21 protein-coding genes, 1 tRNA gene and 1 pseudogene are annotated in these 22,059 nt (G+C 62.3%); 13 read left to right on the top strand and 10 right to left on the bottom strand.

The genetic code is table 11. The annotated features are described in order from the left end of the window. Window positions 1-28: 28 nt before the first annotated feature. From ACLBKS_RS04980 to ACLBKS_RS04955, 6 genes are all read right to left on the bottom strand, one after another. Window positions 29-1,972 (bottom strand): SurA N-terminal domain-containing protein, encoded by a 1,944-nt coding sequence (locus ACLBKS_RS04980; protein WP_410191689.1) that lies wholly within the window; start codon window positions 1,970-1,972, stop codon window positions 29-31. A gap of 86 nt (window positions 1,973-2,058) precedes the next feature. Next, a tRNA-Val gene (locus tag ACLBKS_RS04975) sits at window positions 2,059-2,134 on the bottom strand. 49 nt (window positions 2,135-2,183) lie between these two features. Beyond that, window positions 2,184-2,456: an HU family DNA-binding protein gene (locus tag ACLBKS_RS04970; RefSeq protein WP_006296845.1), complete on the bottom strand. Its 273-nt coding sequence runs from the start codon at window positions 2,454-2,456 to the stop codon at window positions 2,184-2,186. 296 nt (window positions 2,457-2,752) lie between these two features. Next, window positions 2,753-3,316: a CDP-diacylglycerol--glycerol-3-phosphate 3-phosphatidyltransferase gene (gene pgsA / locus ACLBKS_RS04965; protein ID WP_410191688.1), complete on the bottom strand. Its 564-nt coding sequence runs from the start codon at window positions 3,314-3,316 to the stop codon at window positions 2,753-2,755. A 79-nt stretch (window positions 3,317-3,395) separates the two neighbouring features. After that, window positions 3,396-5,387, bottom strand: coding sequence for an excinuclease ABC subunit UvrC (uvrC, locus tag ACLBKS_RS04960; protein WP_410191687.1), 1,992 nt, complete (start codon window positions 5,385-5,387; stop codon window positions 3,396-3,398). Between the two features lie 136 nt (window positions 5,388-5,523). Then, the gene (locus tag ACLBKS_RS04955) at window positions 5,524-6,501 is read right to left on the bottom strand and encodes an NADPH:quinone oxidoreductase family protein (RefSeq protein ID WP_410191686.1); all 978 of its coding nucleotides are present in this window, start codon (window positions 6,499-6,501) and stop codon (window positions 5,524-5,526) included. A 214-nt stretch (window positions 6,502-6,715) separates the two neighbouring features. Here ACLBKS_RS04955 and surE point away from each other — a divergent pair, with 214 nt between their 5' ends. The 4 genes from surE (at window position 6,716) to rlmD (ending at window position 10,980) form a co-directional block, all read left to right on the top strand. Then, the gene (gene surE, locus ACLBKS_RS04950; protein WP_410191685.1) at window positions 6,716-7,516 is read left to right on the top strand and encodes a 5'/3'-nucleotidase SurE; all 801 of its coding nucleotides are present in this window, start codon (window positions 6,716-6,718) and stop codon (window positions 7,514-7,516) included. Next, a complete protein-coding gene (locus ACLBKS_RS04945; RefSeq protein WP_410191684.1) occupies window positions 7,513-8,412 on the top strand; it encodes a protein-L-isoaspartate O-methyltransferase family protein in 900 nt (299 codons plus the stop codon). Before surE ends, ACLBKS_RS04945 begins: the two co-directional genes overlap by 4 nt. Before the next feature lie 98 nt (window positions 8,413-8,510). Then, window positions 8,511-9,491: a peptidoglycan DD-metalloendopeptidase family protein gene (locus tag ACLBKS_RS04940; RefSeq protein ID WP_410191683.1), complete on the top strand. Its 981-nt coding sequence runs from the start codon at window positions 8,511-8,513 to the stop codon at window positions 9,489-9,491. A gap of 7 nt (window positions 9,492-9,498) precedes the next feature. After that, window positions 9,499-10,980: a 23S rRNA (uracil(1939)-C(5))-methyltransferase RlmD gene (gene rlmD, locus ACLBKS_RS04935; RefSeq protein WP_410191682.1), complete on the top strand. Its 1,482-nt coding sequence runs from the start codon at window positions 9,499-9,501 to the stop codon at window positions 10,978-10,980. Between the two features lie 177 nt (window positions 10,981-11,157). Here the strand turns inward: rlmD and ACLBKS_RS04930 are convergent, their stop codons facing one another. Both ACLBKS_RS04930 and ACLBKS_RS04925 read right to left on the bottom strand, forming a co-directional pair. After that, window positions 11,158-11,574, bottom strand: coding sequence for a hypothetical protein (locus ACLBKS_RS04930; protein ID WP_410191681.1), 417 nt, complete (start codon window positions 11,572-11,574; stop codon window positions 11,158-11,160). Between the two features lie 81 nt (window positions 11,575-11,655). Continuing rightward, the gene (locus ACLBKS_RS04925) at window positions 11,656-12,342 is read right to left on the bottom strand and encodes a Bax inhibitor-1/YccA family protein (RefSeq protein ID WP_410191680.1); all 687 of its coding nucleotides are present in this window, start codon (window positions 12,340-12,342) and stop codon (window positions 11,656-11,658) included. Window positions 12,343-12,616: 274 nt separating this feature from the next. Here ACLBKS_RS04925 and ACLBKS_RS04920 point away from each other — a divergent pair, with 274 nt between their 5' ends. The 9 genes and pseudogenes from ACLBKS_RS04920 to ACLBKS_RS04880 form a co-directional block, all read left to right on the top strand. Further along, window positions 12,617-13,024: a GlcG/HbpS family heme-binding protein gene (locus tag ACLBKS_RS04920; protein ID WP_410191679.1), complete on the top strand. Its 408-nt coding sequence runs from the start codon at window positions 12,617-12,619 to the stop codon at window positions 13,022-13,024. Between the two features lie 168 nt (window positions 13,025-13,192). Further along, a complete protein-coding gene (gene thrS, locus ACLBKS_RS04915) occupies window positions 13,193-15,127 on the top strand; it encodes a threonine--tRNA ligase (protein WP_410191678.1) in 1,935 nt (644 codons plus the stop codon). A gap of 97 nt (window positions 15,128-15,224) precedes the next feature. Then, window positions 15,225-15,833, top strand: a complete 609-nt coding sequence (gene infC / locus ACLBKS_RS04910) for a translation initiation factor IF-3 (RefSeq protein ID WP_410191928.1) — start codon at window positions 15,225-15,227, stop codon at window positions 15,831-15,833. Window positions 15,834-16,054: 221 nt separating this feature from the next. After that, the gene (rpmI, locus tag ACLBKS_RS04905; protein ID WP_006296830.1) at window positions 16,055-16,258 is read left to right on the top strand and encodes a 50S ribosomal protein L35; all 204 of its coding nucleotides are present in this window, start codon (window positions 16,055-16,057) and stop codon (window positions 16,256-16,258) included. A 25-nt stretch (window positions 16,259-16,283) separates the two neighbouring features. After that, on the top strand, window positions 16,284-16,643 hold the full coding sequence (gene rplT / locus ACLBKS_RS04900; protein ID WP_006296828.1) for a 50S ribosomal protein L20: 360 nt from the start codon (window positions 16,284-16,286) through the stop codon (window positions 16,641-16,643). Between the two features lie 123 nt (window positions 16,644-16,766). Next, window positions 16,767-17,876 carry a phenylalanine--tRNA ligase subunit alpha gene (gene pheS / locus ACLBKS_RS04895; protein ID WP_410191677.1) on the top strand — a complete coding sequence of 370 codons (1,110 nt, stop codon included), beginning with the start codon at window positions 16,767-16,769 and terminating at the stop codon, window positions 17,874-17,876. Window positions 17,877-17,911: 35 nt separating this feature from the next. Continuing rightward, window positions 17,912-20,371 carry a phenylalanine--tRNA ligase subunit beta gene (gene pheT, locus ACLBKS_RS04890; RefSeq protein ID WP_410191676.1) on the top strand — a complete coding sequence of 820 codons (2,460 nt, stop codon included), beginning with the start codon at window positions 17,912-17,914 and terminating at the stop codon, window positions 20,369-20,371. A gap of 41 nt (window positions 20,372-20,412) precedes the next feature. Continuing rightward, window positions 20,413-20,736, top strand: coding sequence for an integration host factor subunit alpha (locus ACLBKS_RS04885; RefSeq protein WP_410191675.1), 324 nt, complete (start codon window positions 20,413-20,415; stop codon window positions 20,734-20,736). A gap of 106 nt (window positions 20,737-20,842) precedes the next feature. Continuing rightward, window positions 20,843-21,116 (top strand): annotated as a pseudogene (locus ACLBKS_RS04880) (MerR family transcriptional regulator); the annotation flags it as partial. A gap of 375 nt (window positions 21,117-21,491) precedes the next feature. Here the strand turns inward: ACLBKS_RS04880 and ACLBKS_RS04875 are convergent. Both ACLBKS_RS04875 and ACLBKS_RS04870 read right to left on the bottom strand, forming a co-directional pair. Continuing rightward, the gene (locus ACLBKS_RS04875; RefSeq protein WP_410191674.1) at window positions 21,492-21,698 is read right to left on the bottom strand and encodes a hypothetical protein; all 207 of its coding nucleotides are present in this window, start codon (window positions 21,696-21,698) and stop codon (window positions 21,492-21,494) included. A 72-nt stretch (window positions 21,699-21,770) separates the two neighbouring features. Beyond that, window positions 21,771-21,953, bottom strand: coding sequence for a hypothetical protein (locus ACLBKS_RS04870; protein WP_410191673.1), 183 nt, complete (start codon window positions 21,951-21,953; stop codon window positions 21,771-21,773). Between the last annotated feature and the right edge of the window lie 106 nt (window positions 21,954-22,059).

The raw sequence follows: 22,059 nt of genomic DNA, 5'->3' as shown, positions 1-22,059 counted from the left end.
CGCAAGGCCAAGATTATAGCGCCAAGCTTTAGCCTTTCGGAGCAGGCGCGGGCAGATCAATGCGTGTTTTCAGGCGTTGACGCAGCAATTGGTAGTAGGCCTCGTTCTCGGCTTGGGTCCACCATTGCAGGTACTGGAGGCGCTGCTGGTTTTGCTGAGCCAAATCGCTTGCGGGAGCGCGCTCAACACGGCGGTTCACCCGAGCCAGCACATAGCCCTGATCGCCAAGATCGGTGCCTACCCAGACAGGACCGGTTGCCGCAGACTGCAGGTCGGCGCGCAGAACGGCGTCGAGCAGAGCGCGCGGCAGATTCCGGGCCTGATCCCGCGATACCACTTCAGCGGCCCCGAGCTTGGCCTGCGCCGGCGTGGCTTTCCAGGCAGCCAATTTGGCCAGTCCATCTTCACGAGCCAGTTGTGCAGCGCGGGAGCTGACGACCCGCTCCCGCACGGCCGCTTGGACTTCAGCCAGCGGCAGAGTCCGAGCAGGCAGATGCTGCACGACGCGTGCCGCGGCCAAACGGCTGGGACTGATTTCCACGGCCTCGGTGTTGCGTTTGGCCTGTATGGCGTCCTCGCTGAAGACGGCAGCCAGCAAGCGGGCGTTGGTCAGCACGCCCTGGCTGTCAGCGTTAGCCTGTGCGGGTTCGCGGCTGACAGTGGCAGTCTGAATCGTCAAACGCAGCTGATCGGCCACGGGCTTGAGGCTGTCGGGCTGCTCATAAACACCATTGGTGAAGGCTTCGGCGGCTTCGGCGTAACGAGCTTGGGCCTGTTGATTGCGAATCTCGGCTTCCAAGCTGGGGCGTAGTTCGGCGTAGCTCTTGGCCTTGGGCTTCTTGATGCCGGTTACGGTAATGAGGTGGTAGCCGAAGTCGGTTTCCACCACGTCACTGAGCTCGCCCTGCTTGAGGGCGAAGACCGCCTGCTCAAAGGGCGGTGTCATGGCCTGGCGGCCAAAGTAGCCCAGATCGCCACCGCGCGAGGCCGATCCAGGGTCTTGCGAATGTTTGCGCGCCAGATCGGCGAACAGCTTGGCCTGTGCGTTGGACGGTGCCTTGCGCAACTCAGCCAGCAGCGCCTGGGCCTGCTCGCGCGCCTTTTGGCGCTCAGCGGCCGGGACATCCTTGGCCGCGGTGATCAGGATGTGACTGGCGCGGCGCTCTTCCGGCCCGCTGAGACGGTCCACGTTTTGCTCGTAATAGCTGCGCAGGTCCTGCTCATTCACGCGTGCTTCCTTGCGCAGGGCCTCAATGTCCAGCATGATGTACTCGATGCGGGCTTGTTCCTGAGCCTGGAACAGGCCTTGGTTGGCTTGCCAGTAGGCTTGCAGATCGGCTTCCGATACCTGCACACGAGCCGCATAGTCGGTGGGCGTGAACCGCGCCACTTGCACCTCACGTCGCTCCAGCCAAGCGTCCAGGGCCAGGTCAGCAGACGTGTTGGTCTGCACCGCAGTGCCCGTCACGCTCGCTTGTATCTGATTGACGGCGAGGTCCGAGCGCAGTTGGGCTTCGAAACCCGCAGGGGTTAGGCCCTGACGCGCCAGGAGTTCGCGGTAGGTTTCCACGTCCATGGTGCCGTCGGCGCGACGCAACTGGGCGATGGCGGGAATGGTTTGCAGTTCCTGGAACAAGCGGGCATCGCTCACGCTGAGCTGTGCGTCTCGCGCGGCTTGTTGCAGCACGCGTTCGCGAACCATGCGTTCAAGCACACCCCGGCGCGCGGCATCGGAGTCGAGCAGCCGCGCATCAAGATTGGGCATCATCTGGCGCAGGCGGTCGGTTTCCGAGCGGTGCGCGGCATCCCATTCACCCTGCGTGATCTCGATCTTGCCCACGTGGGCCACGACGCGGTCCTTCTGCGTCATGCGGGTGTAGCCATCAATGCCCACCAGCACGAAGGACGGGACGATGAGCAGCACCAGCACCGCCATCAGGATCTTGTTGTGCTTGCGCAGGTTTTCAAACATGGGCGCGGGTCTCCGGGCAAGAGAAAGTTAAAAGCCGTTTACGTTCACAAGAAAAAAGGCGAACGCAATGTTCGCCTTCGCTTCGGTGGTGGGTGCTGACGGTCTCGAACCGCCGACCTACGCCTTGTAAGGGCGCCGCTCTACCAACTGAGCTAAGCACCCCACCGGTTGAAACCCGCAAATGCGGACCTCAACTCTAGATCATCAATTGTCAGTTCAAGGCGTCCTTCAACGCCTTGCCCGGACGGAACTTCGGGAGCTTGGCAGCCTTGATTTTAATCGTGTCGCCGGTGCGCGGATTGCGGCCCGTGCGAGCAGCGCGCTTGGTCACGGCGAACGTGCCGAATCCGACGAGAGACACCGAACCGCCTTTTTTCAGCGTGGTTTTGACTGCACCGATCACGGACTCCAGAGCCCGAGTGGCTGCTGCCTTGGAAATGTCTGCGTTCTTGGCGATGTGCTCGATCAGTTCGGTTTTGTTCACAAAAATCCCCTTGTACGTGGAACTAGGTTAATCGGTCTGCCTTATTGCATCCTGTTCGCACCGGACCGGTGACCGGTGAGGCATGCGGGGCAATCTGCAATTGGGCACCCGCTTATTTGGGTGCAGCAATTAGAGCGATGGACTTGGGCCATGTCAATCAAGGCTTGCAGCCACCTTGGCGGCGTGGGACGCGAATTCTAGACGCATTTCCCGTGCCAGCCGCGCGACGAAAGCATGCGGGGTATTTCATGCGTGACGAATCGTTTCCCCATCGCGGGCCTGGGTGTGGCCGCGCATCACACCTTGGCCCGGATCTCAGGCAAGGCCTTGCGAAGGTAATAGACCATGGACCAGACTGTCAGCACTGCGGCGATCCAGATCAGCACCGTGCCCCAGAGGTGCGTGTTGATCAAGCCAAGCACCGTACCGTCGTAGAGCAGGAAGGGGATTGCCACCATCTGCGCCGTGGTCTTGAGCTTGCCCAACATATGCACCGCGACGCTGCGCGAAGCACCGATTTGAGCCATCCATTCGCGCAGCGCTGAAATGGCGATCTCCCGGCCAATGATGATGAGGGCGACGAACACATCGGCACGGTCGAGGTGCACTAGCACCAAGAGGCTGGCGCAGACCAGGAACTTGTCCGCCACCGGATCCAGGAAGGCACCGAAAGCCGAGACTTGGTTTAGCTTGCGCGCGAGGTAGCCGTCCAGCCAGTCCGTCAGCGCGAACAGCACGAACATGGCGGTCGCGATCAGGTTGCGAATCTGCGGTTCCAAGGGCAGGTAGAACACGCCGACGATGAGCGGGATGGCGACAATGCGCGCCCAGGTCATCAAGGTGGGGATGGTGAAGAACATGGGTGGCATTGTGGCACGGTCGTGTTGTGAATTTGTTCACGTGATGCGCCGCTCTTGGGCCGCCCCCAAAACGTCCCGGTCAGTGCAATGCGCGGTAGATGATTTCGGCCAGTTCGTGCGACACCCCCTCGACGGCAGCTAGGTCCTCCACGCTCGCAGCTTCCACGCCACGGGCTCCGCCAAAGCGCTGCAACAACCTCGCGCGCCGTTTGGGGCCGACGCCTGGAATGTCCTCAAGTCGGCTGCCGCCCGTGCGCACCTTGGCGCGCGCCGCTCGCATTCCGGTGATGGCGAATCGATGCGCCTCGTCGCGGATTTGCGCGACCAGCATCAGCGCCGCGGAGTCCTTGCCCAAGTAGACCTTGTCGCGGCCATCGGCAAAAACCAGCTCTTCCAGGCCGACCTTGCGCCCGGCTCCTTTTTCAACCCCGACGATGATTGAGAGGTCCAGGCCGAGCTGTTCGAAGACCTCGCGTGCCATCGACACCTGGCCTTTGCCACCGTCGACCAGCACCAAGTCCGGCATCACGGCCTGCGCGGGGATGGCGCTGTCCAGGCTGCCCTCGCGCCGTGCTTCGGACAAGCGCGCGGCAATGCGCTCGTAGCGTCGGGTCAGCACTTGGCGCATGGCGGCGTAGTCGTCTCCCGGCGTGATGTTGTCGATCTTGTAGCGTCGGTACTCGCTGCTTTGCATCTTGTGGTGATGGAAGACCACGCAGGACGCTTGGGTGGCTTCCCCCGCAGTGTGCGAGATGTCGAAGCACTCGATGCGCAGTTCATCCAGCCCAGCGGAGTCGCTGACCTGAGGCAAGTCCAGCGCCTCGGCCAGCGCGCGCGTGCGCGCCTGTTGAGAGCCTTCCTCGGCCAGCAGGCGGGCCAACTGCAGGTCAGCGTTGGTCTGCGCCATGTCCAGCCAAATGCGGCGTTGACCCCGAGGCTGGTGGACCGTGCGCATGCGCATTCCGGTTTGCTCGGTCAACGCTTCCATCAACTCGGCGCTGACCGGCGCGCCGGTGATCAGCGTGGGCACCGCCGGGACCTGCACATAGTGCTGGGCAATGAAGGCTTCGAGCACCTGGGTGTCGATGGAGGGGCCAGCCGCGGGCGCTTCGTCGCTCTCTGCCTCCGCGAAATGCAGCGCGGCGGCGTCTTCGACATGGGTTGGGAAGTAGGCCCGGTCGCCCAAGTGCCGGCCGCCGCGCACCATGGCCAAGTTCACGCAAGCGCGACCGCCCTGGATCTTGACGGCGAGGATGTCCACATCTCGGTCGTCCACGCTTTCCACCGCTTGCTGGTGCAGCACGCTGGACAGCGCGGAAATCTGATCTCGCAATTCCGCCGCCTGTTCAAACTCCAGTTTTTCAGAATGGCCCAGCATGCGAGCTTCCAGCTGTTTCAGCACCTGCTGGGTCTCGCCGTCGAGGAAGGCCTGGGCATGCGCGACATCCAGCGCGTAGGCTTCTGGGCTGACCAAGCCCACGCAGGGGCCCGAGCAACGCTTGATCTGGTAGAGCAGGCAGGGCCGAGTGCGGTTGCTGAACACCGTGTCTTCGCAGGTCCGCAAGCGAAAGACTTTCTGCAGCAAGACGATGGCTTCCTTCACCGCCCATGCGCTCGGATAGGGGCCGTAGTAATGGTGCTTTTTCTCGACCGCGCCTCGGTAGTACGCCATGCGGGTCCAGGCGCTGGCTTCACTGGCGGCTGCCGAAGCCGAGGCTGCGGTCATTTTGAGGTAGGGGTAGCTCTTGTCGTCGCGAAAGAGGATGTTGTAGCGCGGTTGCTGGGTCTTGATGAGGTTGTTTTCCAGCAGCAGGGCCTCGGCCTCGGAGCGTACGACCGTCGTCTCCATGCGCACGATCTTGCCCACCATGTGGCCGATGCGCGTGCCGTCGTGGCGCTTCTGGAAGTAGCTGGAGACGCGCTTCTTCAGGTTGCGCGCCTTGCCCACGTAGAGCAGGCCACCTGCGTCGTCGAAATAGCGGTAGACGCCCGGCAGCGAGGGCAGGGCGGCAACCTGGTTCAGCAGTTCCTCGGAGTGGGCGGTCGGCGTGTCATCGGTGTCGGCGGACATGGGCGTATTGTCGCTGGCTCGTGGTGCGACGTAAGCGGAGAGGGCGGAGCAGGCTGCGCCGCCGATTTCGATTTGCACAGCAAATCATATGAGGCGGTCAGCCTGCCCCGCCCTCTCCGCGTTCAACCCAGCAGGGTCAATTCACCAACACCAGCTTGCCCTTGACCTGGCGCGTGCCCATCAGGGCGTAGGCCTGCTTGAGTTCTTTCATGGGCAGCACGCGATCAATCACCGGCTTGACCTTGCCATGGGCATACCACTGCGCCAGCGTTTGCATCATGGCCGCGTTTGCTTGCGGCTCACGGCGAGCGAAGTCGCCCCAGAACACGCCGACCAGGGACGCGCCCTTAAGCAGGGGCAGGTTCATGGGCAGAGTAGGGACGGTCGGACTGGCGGCGAAACCCACCACCAGGTAGCGGCCGCGCCAGGCGATGGAGCGGAAAGCTGGTTCTGCAAGGTCACCGCCCACCGGGTCGTAGATCACCTCCGGACCCTTGCCGTCTGTCGCGGCTTTGATCGCTTCACGCAGGTCCTGCGTGGCGTAGTTGATGCCGACGTCCGCGCCGATCTTTTTGCACAGCGCCAGCTTGTCCTCGCTGGACGCCGCGGCGATCACCCGCGCGCCCTGTGCCTTGGCGATTTGGATGGCCGCGGTGCCTACGCCGCCGGCTGCGCCCAGCACCAGCACGGTCTCGCCGGCCTTGAGCTGGGCCCGGTCGATCAGCGCGTGGTGGGAAGTGGCGTAGGTCATGATGAAGGCGGCTGCGTCTTCAAATGCAAAACCGCTGGGCAGAGGCATGCAGCGCTCCGCCGGTGCCAGGACGTGAGTTGCGAAGCCGCCGGTGCCGGTGAGGCAGGCGACGGCCTGACCGACTTGCAACTGCTTTACACCCTCGCCCAAGGCCCGCACCACGCCCGCGTACTCCGACCCCGGCACGAAGGGCAAGGGCGGTTTCATCTGGTACTTGTTTTGCACGATCAGCAGATCGGGGAAATTCAGGCTGGCTGCCTTGATCTCCAGCAGCACCTGGCCGGGGCCAGGTGCGGGCGTGGTTTGTTCATTCCATTCCAGTGCGTCAACGCCGCTGGGGTCGCTGCAAAGCCAGGCATGCATGGGTGTCTCCTCGCGCTTGTGTCGTTGCGTCGTTCTTGCGTGAACGCTCTTGCTGATGGCGCGCGCCGATCTTACGGGCAGCCATGGCGCTCTGGCTGTCTCTGGTGCGACCGGAGTTCGCCGCGCATGCGCACGACGCGTGCGGAACCGGTGCAGCGGGTGCGGCAGCGGCCTTGAAGGGCAAACCGGCCCGGGCACCTACAATTTCACCAACATGAAAATCCTGATCTCCAACGACGATGGCTACCAGGCGCCTGGCATCGTGGCGCTGTACGAGGCACTCAAGGACGTGGCCGAGGTCGAGGTCATCGCGCCGGAGCACAACAACAGCGCTAAGTCGAACGCACTCACACTCAACGCGCCGCTGTATGTTCATCACGCGCCGAATGGCTTTCGTTACGTCAATGGCACGCCCGCCGATTGCGTGCACATCGCGCTGACCGGGCTGCTGGGGTACCGGCCTGACCTGGTGGTTTCGGGCATCAACAACGGTGCGAACATGGGGGATGACACCATCTACTCGGGCACTGTGGGTGCAGCGATGGAAGGCTATCTGTTCGGCATTCCCGCGATCGCCTTCTCCCAAGTGCAAAAAGGCTGGAAACACCTCGACGCTGCGGCAGAGCGAGCACGCAAGCTGGTGCAACAACTGCTTGCGCACCAAACGCCAAAGATCAAACCGTGGTTGCTCAACGTCAATCTGCCCAATTTGCCGCGAGAGGAGCTCAAATCCGCGAAGGTTTGCCGTTTGGGGCGTCGACACGCGGCCGAATCTGTCATCACGCAGACCAACCCGCGCGGTGAAACCATGTACTGGATCGGCGGTGCTGGCCCCGCACTGGACGACAGTGAGGGAACGGACTTCCACGCTGCGGCGCAAGGCCACGTCACGATCACGCCACTGAAGGTGGACTTGTCCGACCACGAGGCGCTGAGCTATTGGGCGCAATCGATCGGGCATCTTTCCGCCGCCACCGATGCGCCCGCATCGCCCGCGCTCGGGGCGGGCGCATGAGTCGCGCGCGCCCCGGATTTCCTGTGCGTCTGGACCGCGCGGTTGGCACTCCGGCGGTCGGTGGTCTGTCCGGCGCAGATCTGGCGCGTGGGGCGCAGTCTGCCCAAGCCCAACCTTCGGTGGGCCATTTGACCCGCGCCGCTCGGGCAGCATCTTCCACTCACGGCTTGGATTCCCAAGCTGTGCGCCAGGCCATGGTCAAGAAGCTCGCTGCCCAGGGCATCCGCGATGCACGGGTGCTCCAGGCCATGGGCCGGGTGGAGCGGCACCGCTTCGTGGACACGGCATTGGCGCCCCAAGCCTACGAAGACACCAGCCTGCCCATCGGCTTGGGGCAGACAATTTCCAAACCGAATGTCGTCGCGCGCATGATCGAGCTGCTGCTGGACTGCCCGGCATTGGCGGATGCAATAGCCAAGTCCGCGCAAGACAACGAGCGCAGCCATGGTCCCAAGCTCGGGGTCGGGGCGGGGCGTGTGCTGGAGATCGGTACGGGCTGCGGCTACCAAGCAGCCGTGCTGTCCTGCGTGGCGCGTGAGGTTTACAGCATCGAGCGCTTGCGTGGCCTGCACGAAAAAGCCCGCGAGAACCTGCGCGGCTTGCGCTTGCCCAATGTGCACCTGTTGTTTGGTGATGGCATGGCCGGGTATCCGGCTGGCGCGCCCTATGCAGGCATCATCGCCGCGGCGGGTGGGGAGGCCGTGCCGCAAGCCTGGGTGGATCAGTTGGCCGAGGGAGGCCGCCTGGTCGCGCCCGTGCTGGCCACGGCAGGGCACGGCGGAGTCAGCGGGGCTTCCGCGCAGGCCCTGCTGGTGCTCGACAAGACCGCCGATGGGTTGCGTCAAACCCTGTTGGAGGCGGTGCATTTCGTCCCCCTAAAATCGGGGATCGCTTGAATCGTGGTCCCGAGCGGTGGCGATTGCCTCCCGGGGGCACTCTCTTACATCGGGTTTGCTTGTTGCAATCCATCCATTTCTCGAAGGATTTTGAACTGATGACCTCTGCGGATGCCATGCCAACGCGACCCTATCCCACTCAGTTTGTGTTTTGCAAGCACCGCGTGGGGCTCATGGTTGTCATGGCGATGGTCGCGGGATTGGCCGCTTGCGCTACGGGCAACGGTCGCGCTCCCGTGGAGGCCCGAGAGGTGGCCGTCAATCGCCCCACTGTTGAATCGCCCAGCTATCCGCAGCGGGCCACTGGCGCGTCCAATCCTGCCCGCGCCTCGACCGGCAACGGTGGCGCTCGCCCTGCCGCCAGCAACAGCGCCAGTCCAGCGGCCGTGGTGACGCCTGTGCCCTCGTCTGCGATTGAGGCCGCAGGCGGTACCGACAAGCCTGGGTACTACACGGTGAAGCAGGGCGACAACCTTTACCGCATTGGTCTGGAGACGGGGCAGCATTGGAAAGATTTGGCGCGTTGGAATGGCCTGCCCGATGGTCATCAGATCGCCGTCGGTCAGGTGCTGCGCGTGATTCCTCCCGGCGAGACACCGCAGCCGGATGACGATGCGGGCGACAAGACCCCGAGCGCACCGCCAGCAACTGGCACACCAACTTCGCGTCCGGTCACCAGTGTGGTGGTGGGCGGCGACGCAGCCTCGTCGGGCGGCTTGACGTGGATCTGGCCGGTGTCCGGCCCGGTGATCGCCAGCTTTGACGGTTTGAAGAACAAGGGCCTGGACCTCGGTGGCGCGGCGGGCGAGCCCGTGCTTGCTGCAGCGGATGGTCGCGTGGTCTATGCCGGGTCCGGCCTGCGTGGATACGGCAATCTGATCATCATCAAACACAACAACACCTACCTCACGGCCTACGCGCACAACCGCGCGCTGATGGTCAAGGAAGACCAAGCCGTCAAGCGCGGCCAAAAAATCGCCGAGATGGGCAATAGCGATGCCGACCGCGTGAAGTTGCACTTCGAAGTGCGCCGTCAGGGCAAGCCGGTCAATCCGGCCCAGTACTTGCCCAAGCGCTGAAGCTGTCATGTCCACCCTGTTCATTTCCGAGGCCGAGTCCTCGTCGGCCAGTTCGGTGTCGCCGGATTTTCCCGCCGACGCCTTGCACATCGAATCACTGGACATCGAAGCCCAGGGCATCGCCCATCGCCGCGACGGTGATGTTGGTCCCGATGCCAAGGGCAAGGTGGTGTTCGTCGATGGCGCACTCCCGTTCGAAGTCGTCAGTGCCAACATTCACCGCCGCAAGAACAACTGGGAGCAGGGCGTCGTCACGGCCATCCACCGCGAGTCGTCCCAGCGCGTGCGGCCCGCTTGCCCGCATTTCGGTCTGCATGCCGAGGCTTGTGGCGGCTGCAAGATGCAGCACCTTGAGCCTTCGGCCCAGGTAGCGGTGAAGCAACGCGTGTTGGAAGACAACCTTTGGCATCTGGGCAAGGTACGCCCCGAAGTGTTGTTGCGGCCCATTGAGGGGCCCGCTTGGGGTTACCGTTATCGTGCGCGCCTGTCGGTGCGCCACGTGCGCAAGAAGGGTGAGGTGCTGGTGGGTTTCCACGAGCGCAAGAGCCGCTACGTCGCCGACATCAAGACCTGCGCCGTGCTCCCGCCGCATGTCAGCGCCATGCTGGTGCCTTTGCGCGGGTTGATCGCGTCGATGGAGGCGATTGAAACTTGCCCGCAGATCGAATTGGCCTGCGGCCTCAACTTGGTTGGCGAATTGGTGACCGCGCTGGTGTTGCGACATCTGGAGCCATTGAGTCAGGGAGATTTGAACAAGCTGCGTACGTTCGCCAGCGCGCACGGTGTGCAGTGGTGGTTGCAGCCCAAGGGGCCTGATACGGTGCATCGGCTGGATGAGCAGGATGGCACAGCGTCCTTGGCCTATGGCTTGCCTGAATTCGGCATCGAGATGCCTTTCAGGCCCACAGATTTCACCCAGGTCAACCCGCACATCAATCGTGTCTTGGTGACGCGAGCCTTGCGGCTGCTGAATGTGCAATCGGATGAGCGCGTGATCGACTGGTTCTGCGGCCTGGGCAATTTCACCTTGCCTTTGGCCACTCAGGCGCGCGAGGTGCTGGGCATCGAGGGCAGTGAAGCGCTTGTCGCGCGTTCTCGAGAAAACGCTGTCTACAACGCACAGCGGCGGGCGGCGCCTTGGGCGCCGCTGGCGCCAACCCGATTTGAAGCCCGCAATCTGTTCGAATTGGATCCAGCGGACCTGATGCGCTACGGCGCAGCTCAAAAGTGGCTGGTCGATCCACCCCGAGAGGGTGCGTTTGCCCTGGCCAAAGCCTTGGCTGACTGCGTCCAAATGCCTGAACGCGCGCCGGGCTACGTCCTGCCGCGGCGCATCGTCTACGTCAGCTGCAATCCCGCGACACTCGCGCGCGATGCGGGCTTGCTGGTGCACCAAGCAGGCTATCGCTGCACGGCTGCGGGGGTGGTGAACATGTTCCCGCACACTGCGCATGTGGAGAGCATCGCTGTTTTTGACGTGCAGGCGTAAGTGCCTCGGCGCGGGACCTGAGCCATCCGCGTTCGTGCTTGTCGAAATACTCCTTGCCCGGCGTGCTTGAGCGAGTCGAGAACGGTATCGAGGGGTTGCGGTTTCATCCGCCCATGAAAAAACGCACCCACGGGTGCGTTTTTCTCAAAGAAGCGCTCGGTGCTTCAGAGTGGGGGCTCAGAGCCTGATGCCAGACTTTTTGTCCGCCGCAGCCTTGCTCTTGCTGCCTTCGGTGTTCTTGACCTCCGGACCTGTCTGACCTTGCGGGTGCAGAGGTGCCTTGGCCTGAGCTTCGGCCGGTGCGCCAGCTTGACCTTTGATGTCGTTTTCACGCATGTATTGGTCCATCTCGCGCCAACCTTCCAGGATGGCCGTCTTCAGGGCCTTGGGGTTGTTCGCGTAGCACTCTTCCAGGCCGCGCAAAGCGTAACGGCAGGCATTGCCGATGGCCTTGCTGTCCGCTTCCCGCATGGCAATGCGCGGATCGGGTGCGACGCCCGGGATGTCGCAGGCCGCGAGCAGCAGGGCTGCGGTCGAAATGGCCAGGACGCGTAAGGAAAAGCGCAGCTTCATGACGGGGGCGATACGTGACATTGTTTCTTGTATCGGCAGAAGCTGCGCTGGCTTGAGTAGGAAATCGCAGGCGCTTGAAAGCCAGCCCGCGATTCCATGCCCTTATTCGCGTTCGCCGCCCATCAGGCCGAGCAAGGCCAGCAAGCTTTGGAACACGTTGACGATGTCCAGGTACAGAGCCAGGGTGGCGCTGATGTAATTGGTTTCACCGCCGTCGATGATGCGCTTCAAGTCGTAGAGCATGAAGGCGCTGAAGATGCCGATGGCCAGCACGGAAATGGCCATCATGCCCGCGGACGATCCGACGAAGACATTGATGATGGAGCCCACCATCAGCACGATGGCGCCGATGAAGAGCCATTTGCCCATGCCCGACAGGTCACGCTTGATGACCGTGGCCAGGCTGGCCATCACGAAGAACACGCCCGCAGTGCCCGCGAAGGCGGTCATCACCAGATCGGCACCGTTCTTGAAGCCCAGCACCATGGCGATCAGGCGTGACAGCATCAAGCCCATGAAGAACGTGAAGCCCAGCAGCACGGGCACGCCCGCGGCGGAATTCTTGGTCTTCTCGATTGCATAGATGAAGCCAAAGGCGCCACCGAGGAACACGACCAGGCCCAGGATGCCGTTGAGGTACATCGTGATACCCGTAGCCACGCCGATCCAGGCACCGGCCACCGTGGGCAGCAGACTGAGCGCAAGCAGCCAGTACGTGTTGCGCAACACCTTGTTGCGCTCGACGGCGGGCAGGGCCGCGCCGTAATAGCTGGGGACGCGTTCGTTCATGGTCAGCTCCTTCAAATGTTCTGTGAGGTTTAAATGGGTCTCGATGGCCGGAATTCTAGGGTCAAACCCACGAGCGCATCCCAATCCATCACGGTGCCTGTTGGTATTGGAGCCTGGATGCCCATGTCCGATTCCGTGCATTTTTCTCAAGGCTGTTTTGCCGGAAGGCATGGGTCGAGAGCGGGATGGCTCGCTTCAAAACACCGGCTCGCGCGTTATGCTGCGGACTGTTGTTTTTTCATCATCATTCTTTTCTGCTTTTCAAGGCCTAGCCATGCAAACCCGATCCGCACTCGAACTGGAAGACATCAAGAAAATCGCCGCCGCCGCCGAGGCCGAAGCGCGCAAGAACAATTGGGCTGTGACCATCTCCATCGTGGACGAGGGCGGGCATTTGTTGTGGTTGCAGCGTTTGGATGGTGCCGCGCCGGTCTCAGCCCATATTTCCCCTGCCAAGGCGAGAACCGCTGCCCTGGGGCGGCGCGAAAGCAAGGTCTACGAAGAGGTGATCAACGGCGGGCGCCATTCGTTCCTGAGCGCTCCGACGCTGGAGGGCATGCTCGAAGGCGGCGTGCCCATCCTCAAGGATGGCCACTGCCTGGGGGCGGTGGGCGTCAGTGGCGTGAAGTCGACGGAAGACGCGCAGATCGCTCACGCTGGCATCGCGGCCATTGGGCTTTGAGTGCTGAGGGCGTCGCCGCTCGCGCAATCTGAGTGCGGCAAAGGTTGGTTTCGGCGGTCAGGGCCGTTGCCCGCCGTCGTCAGGCCCTAGAATCGAGCGCAGTTTCATCCCCACGAAAACAAGGCGCGGTGAATTTCACCGCGCCTTGTTGATTTTCAAGACGACAACATGGTCCAGATCACGCTTCCAGACGCTTCGCAACGCCAGTTCCCCGGCCCGGTGACCGTGGCCGAGGTGGCTGCCTCCATTGGGCCGGGCCTGCTCAAGAACACCGTGGCGGGCAAGGTCGACGGCCGCTTGGTGGACGCCAGCGATCTGATTGACCATGACGCCAAGCTCCAGATCATCACCCCCAAGGACCCCGAGGGCGTCGAGATCATTCGTCATTCCTGCGCTCACCTGGTGGGGCATGCGGTGAAGCAGCTGTATCCGACGGCACGGATGGTCATTGGTCCGGTCATCGACGAAGGCTTCTATTACGACATCTCCTACGAGCGACCCTTCACGCCCGAGGATGTGGCAGCCATCGAAGCGCGCATGAAGGCGTTGATCGCCCAGGACTACGACGTGGTCAAGAAGATGACACCTCGCGCCGAGGTCATCGAGGTGTTCAAGAAGCGAGGCGAAGACTACAAGCTGCGCCTGATCGAAGACATGCCCAACGAGACCGCCATGGGCTTGTACTACCACCAGGAGTACGTGGACATGTGCCGTGGTCCCCACGTGCCGAACACGCGCTTCCTCAAGGCCTTCAAGCTGACCAAGCTGGCCGGTGCCTACTGGCGCGGTGACTCGAAGAACGAGCAATTGCAGCGCATCTACGGTACCGCCTGGGCGGACAAGAAGGATCTGGACGCGTACATCCTGCGCATGGAAGAGGCCGAGAAGCGTGACCACCGCCGTCTCGGGCGCGAGCTGGACCTGTTTCATCTTGACGAGCATTCGCCCGGCACCGTGTTCTGGCATCCCAAGGGCTGGACCGTCTGGCAGGAGGTCGAGCAATACATGCGACGTGTTTACAGAGACAACGGGTACCAGGAAGTCAAAGGCCCTCAGATCCTGGACAAGAGTCTCTGGGAGAAAACCGGCCATTGGGACAAGTACCGCGAGAACATGTTCACGACGGAAAGCGAAAAGCGCGACTACGCGCTCAAGCCCATGAACTGTCCTGGCCACATCCTGATCTACAAGCAAGGGGTCAAGAGCTATCGGGATCTTCCGCTGCGTTACGGTGAGTTTGGCGCCTGTCACCGCAACGAGCCGACCGGTGGCTTGCACGGCATCATGCGCGTGCGCGCCTTCACGCAGGATGATGGCCACATCTTCTGCACGGAAGATCAGATTCAAGGCGAGGTGAAAGCGTTCACGTCGTTGCTGCAAAAGGTCTACAAAGACTTCGGCTTCACGGAGATCATCTACAAGCTCTCGACCCGGCCGGAGAAACGCATCGGCTCCGAGGAGAGCTGGGACAGGGCGGAGAGCGCATTGGCCGAAGGGCTGCGGGCCAGCGGTTGCGAATTCGAATACCTGCCAGGCGAAGGTGCGTTCTATGGTCCGAAGATCGAGTACACGCTCAAAGATGCGCTAGGCCGCCAATGGCAGTGCGGCACGATACAGGTGGACCCCAACTTGCCCGAACGGCTGGATGCGGAGTTCGTCGGCGAGGACGGCAGCCGCCATCGCCCCATCATGCTGCATCGCGCGATTGTGGGCAGTTTGGAGCGTTTCATTGGCATTCTGATCGAGCAGCATGGCGGCGCGTTGCCTGTCTGGCTCGCGCCGACACAGGTCGCTGTGCTGAATATCACCGACGCCCAGGCCGATTACTGCCAGGAAATTGCTCAAAAACTGCGCAAAGCGCTGCCGAATCAAGAACTTAGGGTCGAGACCGATCTGCGCAACGAGAAAATTACGTATAAAATACGGGAGCATTCGATGCAGAAGCTGCCTTTCATCCTGGTCGCGGGCGACAAGGAAAAGGCGGCAGGTGCCGTCGCGGTGCGCGCCCGAGGTAACAAAGACCTCGGCGTGATGTCGCTGGAAGCGTTCATTCAGTTGATCGCTCAAGACATTGCCCACAAGACTGCCGATCACGCCGTGTGACGTTTCGCGTTGTGCCAGGTGTGCTGAGTTGATTTGTGCGCGCGTGCCGAGACGGTTGAGTCGTTTTTGACGACGATTTTTGTGAAGGATTTGAGCCATCGCTACTGAATTTCGTGATCGCCGCCAGCGCGAGGAGCGTAAGCACCGCCTGAACCGTGAAATCATGGCCCCCGAGGTTCGCATCTCCGGGCCGGACAATGAGCCGATGGGGGTGGTGAGCTTGGCGGAGGCCTTGCGCCTAGCTGGGGAAATGGACGTTGACTTGGTGGAAATAGTTCCCACCGCCTCTCCTCCAGTGTGTCGTCTGGTGGACTACGGCAAGTTCAAGTACCAAGAGCAGAAGAAGGCCGCTGAAGCGAAATCGAAGCAGACGGTGATCGAGGTCAAGGAAGTCAAATTCCGCCCGGGTACCGATGATGGTGACTACAACATCAAGCTTCGCAACATCAAGCGCTTCCTTGAGGAGGGTGATAAGGTCAAGATCACCTTGCGCTTCCGGGGGCGCGAGATAACGCACCAAGAGTTGGGCATGGCCATGCTGGATCGCATGCGTGCCGATCTCGCCGACCTCATCGTGGTCGAACAGATGCCCAAGCTAGAAGGCCGGCAAATGATCATGATGATTGCCCCAGGCAAGAAAAAGGTCGGCGGTGGCGATAAGGCTGCTGCGCCTAAGCCTGCAGCCGAAGCGGCAGTGCAGGGTTGAGGAGTTTCACCGCCGGTTGAAAAACCTGTGGGAAATGTTGGGAGATTGAGTTCTCCCGGCGTGATGGGTGGCTTCAAGCCGCCCATCTCGACAGCGACGGGTCGCAAGGTCTGTCGTGTCAAAGTGGAGGGTTCATCCTTCCGCACAAGTGGCTCGGGGCCATCAAGTCCGCGATCGGTTTTCGCGGCGCCTCACGAGCACAAAGCAATAGGAGCATGAAAATGCCCAAGATGAAGACCAAGAGCGCGGCGAAGAAACGCTTCCGCGTTCGTCCCGGTGGTACCGTCAAGCGCGGTCAAGCCTTCAAGCGTCACATCCTGACCAAGAAGACCACGAAGAACAAGCGCCACCTGCGCGGTGCGGTGAATGTGCATGCGACCAACATGGGTCACATGGCGCAGATGCTGCCCGGCCAAGGCCTGTAATCAACGACGAACAAGGAGTTAGAACATGCCTCGCGTCAAACGTGGTGTAACGGCCCGTGCCCGTCACAAGAAAGTCCTGAACCTCGCCAAGGGTTTCCGCGGTCGCCGCGGCAATGTGTTCCGCATTGCCAAGGAAGCGGTGATGAAGGCGGGCCAGTACGCCTACCGTGACCGCCGTGCCAAGAAGCGCGTCTTCCGTCAGCTGTGGATCGCCCGTATCAACGCCGCTGCGCGTCAATGCGGTCTGACCTACAGCCAGTTCGCCAATGGCCTGAAGAAGGCCCAGATCGAGATCGACCGCAAGGTGCTGGCCGACATCGCCGTCAATGACATGGCGGCTTTTGCCGGCATCGTGGAGAAAGTCAAGGCCAAGCTGGCTGCTTGATCTGCATGCGCCGTGCGTGCCCGGTTCCAGACCGGGCCGCGCGGTTCAGGAAACAAGGGCTGGAGCTTGAACAAGCTTTGGCCCTTTTTCTTTTCTGTTTCCCCCTAGCTTTAAAACCCCATCATGAGCGACATTCCGGCTGACCTTGACGCCATCGTTGGCAGCGCGCGAGACGCCTTCGCGCAGGCCATCACCCCCGCCGATCTGGAGAACGCCAAGGCGCGTTTTCTTGGCAAGGCTGGCCAGATCACCGAATTGATGAAGGGCATGGCCGCATTGTCCGTCGACGAGAAGAAGACTCGCGGCGCTGCCATCAACCAAGCCAAGCAGGCCATCGAGACCGCGCTCAATGCCCGTCGCCAGGCCCTCGCCGATGCCGAACTCGCCGCGCAGCTCAAGGCCGATGCGCTGGACGTCACCTTGCCCGGTCGCGTGCGCGGCGGCGGCGCCAACGGCATGGGCGGCGGCCTGCACCCGGTGTCGCTCACGACTGAACGCATCGAGTCCATCTTTGCCTCCATGGGTTTTGCCGTGGCCCAGGGCCCGGAAATCGAGGCCGACTGGTACAACTTCACCGCGCTCAACACGCCCGAGGACCATCCCGCGCGTTCCATGCATGACACCTTCTACGTGGAAGGTGCGAACGGCGTGACGGATGCCAAGGCGCCCAATCTGTTGCGCACCCACACAAGCCCGGTGCAGGTGCGCCATGCGCTGCAGCATGTGGCTGCCCAGGAGGCCGCGAAGCAGGCGGGGCGACGCGCCGCCGATCAGCCTATGCCCGAAATCCGCGTCATCGCCCCGGGCCGCACGTATCGGGTCGACAGCGACGCCACCCACTCGCCCATGTTCCACCAGTGCGAAGGCCTGTGGATCGGCGAGAACGTGAGCTTCAAGGACCTCAAGTACCTATTCACTGAGTTCTGTCGTACCTTCTTCGAAAGCGATGACCTGGTGCTGCGCTTCCGGCCCAGCTTCTTCCCCTTCACCGAACCCAGCGCGGAGATTGACATCCAGTTCCAACACGGCCCCTTGGCGGGTCGTTGGCTGGAAGTGGCGGGTTCGGGTCAAGTGCATCCGAACGTGGTGCGCAACATGGGCCTGGACCCCGAGCGCTACATCGGCTTTGCCTTTGGGATGGGCTTGGACCGCTTCACCATGCTGCGGTACGGCGTGAATGACCTGCGCCTGTTCTTCGACGGTGACCTGCGCTTCCTGCGCCAGTTCCAATGAAGCCGCTCGTTCCCGCCCACGATTGAGATAAGTCCATGCAATTCCCCGAATCCTGGTTGCGCGAGTTCTGCAACCCGCCGCTTTCCACCCAACAACTGGCCGACACGCTGACCATGGCCGGTCTGGAAGTGGAGGAACTGACCCCCGTCGCGCCGCCTTTCACCAAGGTGGTGGTGGCCGAGATCAAGGAGGCAGTGCAACATCCCAATGCCGACCGTCTGCGCGTGTGCCAAGTGGACATTGGGGCTGCTGGGCAGGGCACGCTTCTGAACATCGTCTGCGGTGCGCCCAACGCTCGCCCTGGCATCAAGATTCCCTGCGCTCTCGTTGGCGCTGAACTTCCGCCCGCTGATGACGGCGATGGCAAACCTTTCCAGATCAAGCTGGGCAAGCTGCGTGGCGTGGAAAGCCAGGGCATGCTGTGCTCCGCCCGTGAGCTCAAGCTTTCGCAGGATCACGGGGGCTTGCTGGAGTTGCCGGCCGACGCGCCCCTGGGCCAAGACATCCGTGACTACCTGAAGCTGGACGACATGCTGTTCACGCTGAAGCTCACGCCGAATCTTGCACATTGCCTCAGCATCTACGGCGTCGCACGTGAAGTTGCCGCCTTGACCGGCGCGCCGCTCAAGACCCCAGCCATTCCTGCCGTGGTGCCGAAAATCCAAGACGTGCAGCCGGTGAAGGTGAGCGCGCCCGACCTGTGCGGCCGCTTCTCGGGACGCATCGTGCGCAACCTCAACACCCGGGCTGCCACGCCGCAGTGGATGGTGGACCGCCTCGCGCGTTGCGGGCAGCGCAGCGTCACGGCCCTGGTGGACATCTCGAACTATGTGATGTTCGAATACGGTCGTCCCAGCCACATCTTCGACTTGGACAAGATCCACGGCACCATGGACGTGCGCTGGGGCAAGCCAGGCGAACAGCTCAAGCTGCTCAACGGCAATACCGTCACCGTGGATGGCGACGTCGGTGTGATCGCCGACGACCGTGCGTTGGAATCCTTGGCCGGCATCATGGGCGGTGACGCCACCGCCGTGTCCGACGACACGAAGAATGTCTACGTGGAGGCGGCCTTCTGGTGGCCGCGTTCAATAGCAGGCCGTTCGCGCCGCTACAACTTCGCCACCGACGCCGGACATCGTTTTGAGCGCGGCGTGGACCCTGAGTTGACCGTCGCGCACATTGAGCGCATCACTCAGCTCATTCTCGAGATCTGTGGCACTTCCGAAACTGTCTGCGGCCCGATCGACGATCAGCAACCCCGCATGCCCGTGGCTCAGCCCGTCAGATTGCGCGTGGCGCGCGCGGCCAAGGTGATTGGTATGCCGCTGACCCAGGCGCAATGCGTGGATGCTTTGAGGCGCCTTGGCTTATCCCTGGTGGAAGGCGAGGGCGTCATCACGGTGACTCCCCCGCTGTACCGCTTTGACTTGCAGATCGAGGAAGATTTGATCGAGGAGGTGGCTCGACTGATTGGCTATGAGCGGCTGCCGCACACGCCGCCGCTGGCACCCGTGACACCGCAGTTGCGCCCCGAGGCGCAGCGCAGTCCGCATGCGGTGCGTCGTCTGTTGGCGGCCCTGGGTTACCAGGAGACCATCAACTACAGCTTCGTCGAGGAACGCTGGGAGCATGAACTGGCAGGCCAAGTCCAACCCATCAAGCTGCTCAATCCCATTGCCAGCCAGATGAGCGTGATGCGCTCCTCGCTGCTGGGTTCGCTGCTGCAGGTGCTCAAGTTCAACCTGGACCGCAAAGCCCCGCGCGTGCGCGTGTTCGAGTTGGGCCGCGTCTTCCTGCGCGACGCCAGCGTGCAGGACAGCCACGTCAGCGTGGCCGGCTTCGACCAGCCCATGCGCTTGGCTGGCCTGGCCGCCGGCCCGGTCGATGGTCTGCAGTGGAATGGCACCACGCGCGCCGTTGATTTCTATGACATGAAAGGCGACGTGGAGGCCTTGTTGGCGCCGCGCCAGGCCGTGTTCGAGCCTGCCGAGCATCCGGCCTTGCACCCCGGTCGCAGCGCGCGCGTGCTGCTTCAGGGGGCCCAGGGTCTTGAGTCGATCGGCTTCATCGGAGAACTGCACCCGCGCTGGAAGCAGGCGTACGAGCTGTCCATGACACCGGTGCTGTTCGAGCTGTCGCTCGACGCCGTGCAAGCCCGTGACGTGCCGGCGCTCAGGCCCATGAGCAAATTCCAGGCGGTGGAGCGCGATTTGGCCTTCATCGTTGCGCAGGACGTGACGCATGCCGCCTTGATGCGCGCCATCCAGGCCGCGTCCACGGCTGGATTGCTGCGCGATGCGGTATTGTTCGACGTCTACCGCGCCAAGGCGGGTCAAGTGTCCGCCGGACTGGCCGAGAATGAGAAGAGCCTGGCCGTGCGCCTGACCTTCAACGGCATGGAGGCCACGCTCACCGACGAGCAGGTCGACACCGCCGTGCAGGCCGTGTTGGCTTCCTTGCAGCAACAGGTGGGCGCACGCCTGAGGGCGTGAGATGGGTCACTGATTGGTAGTAGAAGCGCGAAAGATCGACCATGGACATTGCCGTCGAAAGCCTGGAAAGCCCCGCCTTGACCAAGGCGCATCTGGCCGAGTTGCTGTTCGAGCAGATTGGCCTGAACAAGCGCGAGTCCAAGGACATGGTCGATGCCTTCTTCGATCTGGTGGCCGAGCGCCTCACGCAGGGCCACGATGTGAAGATTTCAGGCTTCGGCAACTTTCAGATCCGCACCAAGGCGGCGCGGCCCGGTCGCAACCCGCGCACTGGCGAGGCGATTCCGATTGAGGCGCGCAAGGTGGTCACCTTCCACGCCAGCCACAAACTCAAGGAACAGATCCAGGCTTGGACTGACAGCTGAAGCCGAGGCGTGAAGTTCGGTGGCCCCAAGCTTGGAAAGCTGCGGGATTTGGGGTACCTTCACGTTTCGCGCCTTTTCACACATTCAGTCACCGACCTGCGATTTCATGGAGTCCCCGCTACCGCCCATTCCCGCCAAGCGCTACTTCACCATCGGCGAAGTCGGCGAGTTGTGCGGGGTGAAGCCGCATGTGCTGCGCTATTGGGAGCAGGAGTTCACGCAGCTGCGCCCTATGAAACGGCGCGGCAACCGCCGCTACTACCAGCACCACGAGGTGCTGATGATTCGCCGCATTCGGGACCTGCTCTATGACCAAGGCTTCACCATCAGCGGCGCACGCAACAAGATGCAAGAGCTGCTGGCGGTCGAGCGCGACAAGAAGCGCGGTGCCGATCTCGCTTTCGACCTCACAGAAGGTGATCCCAGCTTGGACTCTGAGGACGCGCCTGTCCAAGCATCTGCCACTGAAGCATCCGGGGGATCGGTGGGTGACGGGCCTGGCACGGCGGTCGTGGTTGCGGCGCCTGCCCATTCTGCGCGCACTGGCGCGCCGACATCGATGGGCGTGGGCCCTACAAACTCGATCGACCTCTTGAAGGACCCGCTGGCCCCTGTGGGCGTGCCTGCATCGGCGCAAATGCATCAAGTTCGGCGCGAACTGATCGCGATCCGCGAGTTGCTCTCAGGAGATTGGTGAGAAAGGCCTGCCAAGGCAGCAGGTTGGCCAGGGCCATCAGCCCGGCACCAGAGCTCGGTCAGTGCGTGCGACTGAGCGGAATGCGGGTCGGCTCCAGCTCAACCTTGTCGGCATTCACCGAAATATTGGCTTCTTTGAGGTGAACCAGCAAGTCGTAGCGCTGGATGATGATGTGATCCACCACCTCGGGCTTGCCGTGGTACATCACTGGGGTGCCTGGGCGAAAGAGCGGCAGGACAGCGGCGGGTTGTTCAGCGTTGGACACTTTGGAGCACGCAAAAACAAGGTTGATGACTGTGCGCTGGGCCGACCTCTGCCCTTGCGCACCCGGCTTGACTCAGAAATTGATCGTCGGGAAGCCTGCAAGATACCACAGAACCAAGACCGAGATAAAGAGGGGCAGGCCAATGCCAAGGAAGGTGACGGCCATCAGCACAAACAGGCCAATCTGCGCGAACCAGTCCTTGAACAGGACGACCAGGTCGACATCCCAAAAATGCTCTTCGTATTTCTTGTTCATGGCGGTCTCCGTCAGTAACGGTCAATGGGGCAACAAGCCTCCACTGGCGCCGCGCTCGCATCGCCTGCGCATGGCCCATGCGTGCGGCGTGAGAAGCAATCTACTC

It is taken from the genome of Hylemonella sp. W303a (genome assembly GCF_046452315.1).
GTDB lineage: Bacteria > Pseudomonadota > Gammaproteobacteria > Burkholderiales > Burkholderiaceae_C > Hylemonella.
Note: the sequence above shows the minus strand (reverse complement) of the source record. Positions and strands in the feature narration are given on the sequence as shown.

Bases quoted from the DNA above. Each gene is read 5' to 3' on its own strand.
- rlmD (WP_410191682.1), top strand. From the start codon at position 9,499: ATGTCCACCCTGTTCATTTCCGAGGCCGAGTCCTCGTCGGCCAGTTCG.
- ACLBKS_RS04940 (WP_410191683.1), top strand. From the start codon at position 8,511: ATGACCTCTGCGGATGCCATGCCAACGCGACCCTATCCCACTCAGTTT.
- uvrC (WP_410191687.1), bottom strand. From the start codon at position 5,387: ATGTCCGCCGACACCGATGACACGCCGACCGCCCACTCCGAGGAACTG.
- ACLBKS_RS04945 (WP_410191684.1), top strand. From the start codon at position 7,513: ATGAGTCGCGCGCGCCCCGGATTTCCTGTGCGTCTGGACCGCGCGGTT.
- ACLBKS_RS04980 (WP_410191689.1), bottom strand. From the start codon at position 1,972: ATGTTTGAAAACCTGCGCAAGCACAACAAGATCCTGATGGCGGTGCTG.
- pgsA (WP_410191688.1), bottom strand. From the start codon at position 3,316: ATGTTCTTCACCATCCCCACCTTGATGACCTGGGCGCGCATTGTCGCC.
- rplT (WP_006296828.1), top strand. From the start codon at position 16,284: ATGCCTCGCGTCAAACGTGGTGTAACGGCCCGTGCCCGTCACAAGAAA.
- ACLBKS_RS04955 (WP_410191686.1), bottom strand. From the start codon at position 6,501: ATGCATGCCTGGCTTTGCAGCGACCCCAGCGGCGTTGACGCACTGGAA.
- surE (WP_410191685.1), top strand. From the start codon at position 6,716: ATGAAAATCCTGATCTCCAACGACGATGGCTACCAGGCGCCTGGCATC.
- ACLBKS_RS04920 (WP_410191679.1), top strand. From the start codon at position 12,617: ATGCAAACCCGATCCGCACTCGAACTGGAAGACATCAAGAAAATCGCC.
- ACLBKS_RS04885 (WP_410191675.1), top strand. From the start codon at position 20,413: ATGGACATTGCCGTCGAAAGCCTGGAAAGCCCCGCCTTGACCAAGGCG.
- pheS (WP_410191677.1), top strand. From the start codon at position 16,767: ATGAGCGACATTCCGGCTGACCTTGACGCCATCGTTGGCAGCGCGCGA.
- ACLBKS_RS04870 (WP_410191673.1), bottom strand. From the start codon at position 21,953: ATGAACAAGAAATACGAAGAGCATTTTTGGGATGTCGACCTGGTCGTC.
- ACLBKS_RS04930 (WP_410191681.1), bottom strand. From the start codon at position 11,574: ATGTCACGTATCGCCCCCGTCATGAAGCTGCGCTTTTCCTTACGCGTC.
- pheT (WP_410191676.1), top strand. From the start codon at position 17,912: ATGCAATTCCCCGAATCCTGGTTGCGCGAGTTCTGCAACCCGCCGCTT.
- ACLBKS_RS04925 (WP_410191680.1), bottom strand. From the start codon at position 12,342: ATGAACGAACGCGTCCCCAGCTATTACGGCGCGGCCCTGCCCGCCGTC.
- thrS (WP_410191678.1), top strand. From the start codon at position 13,193: ATGGTCCAGATCACGCTTCCAGACGCTTCGCAACGCCAGTTCCCCGGC.
- rpmI (WP_006296830.1), top strand. From the start codon at position 16,055: ATGCCCAAGATGAAGACCAAGAGCGCGGCGAAGAAACGCTTCCGCGTT.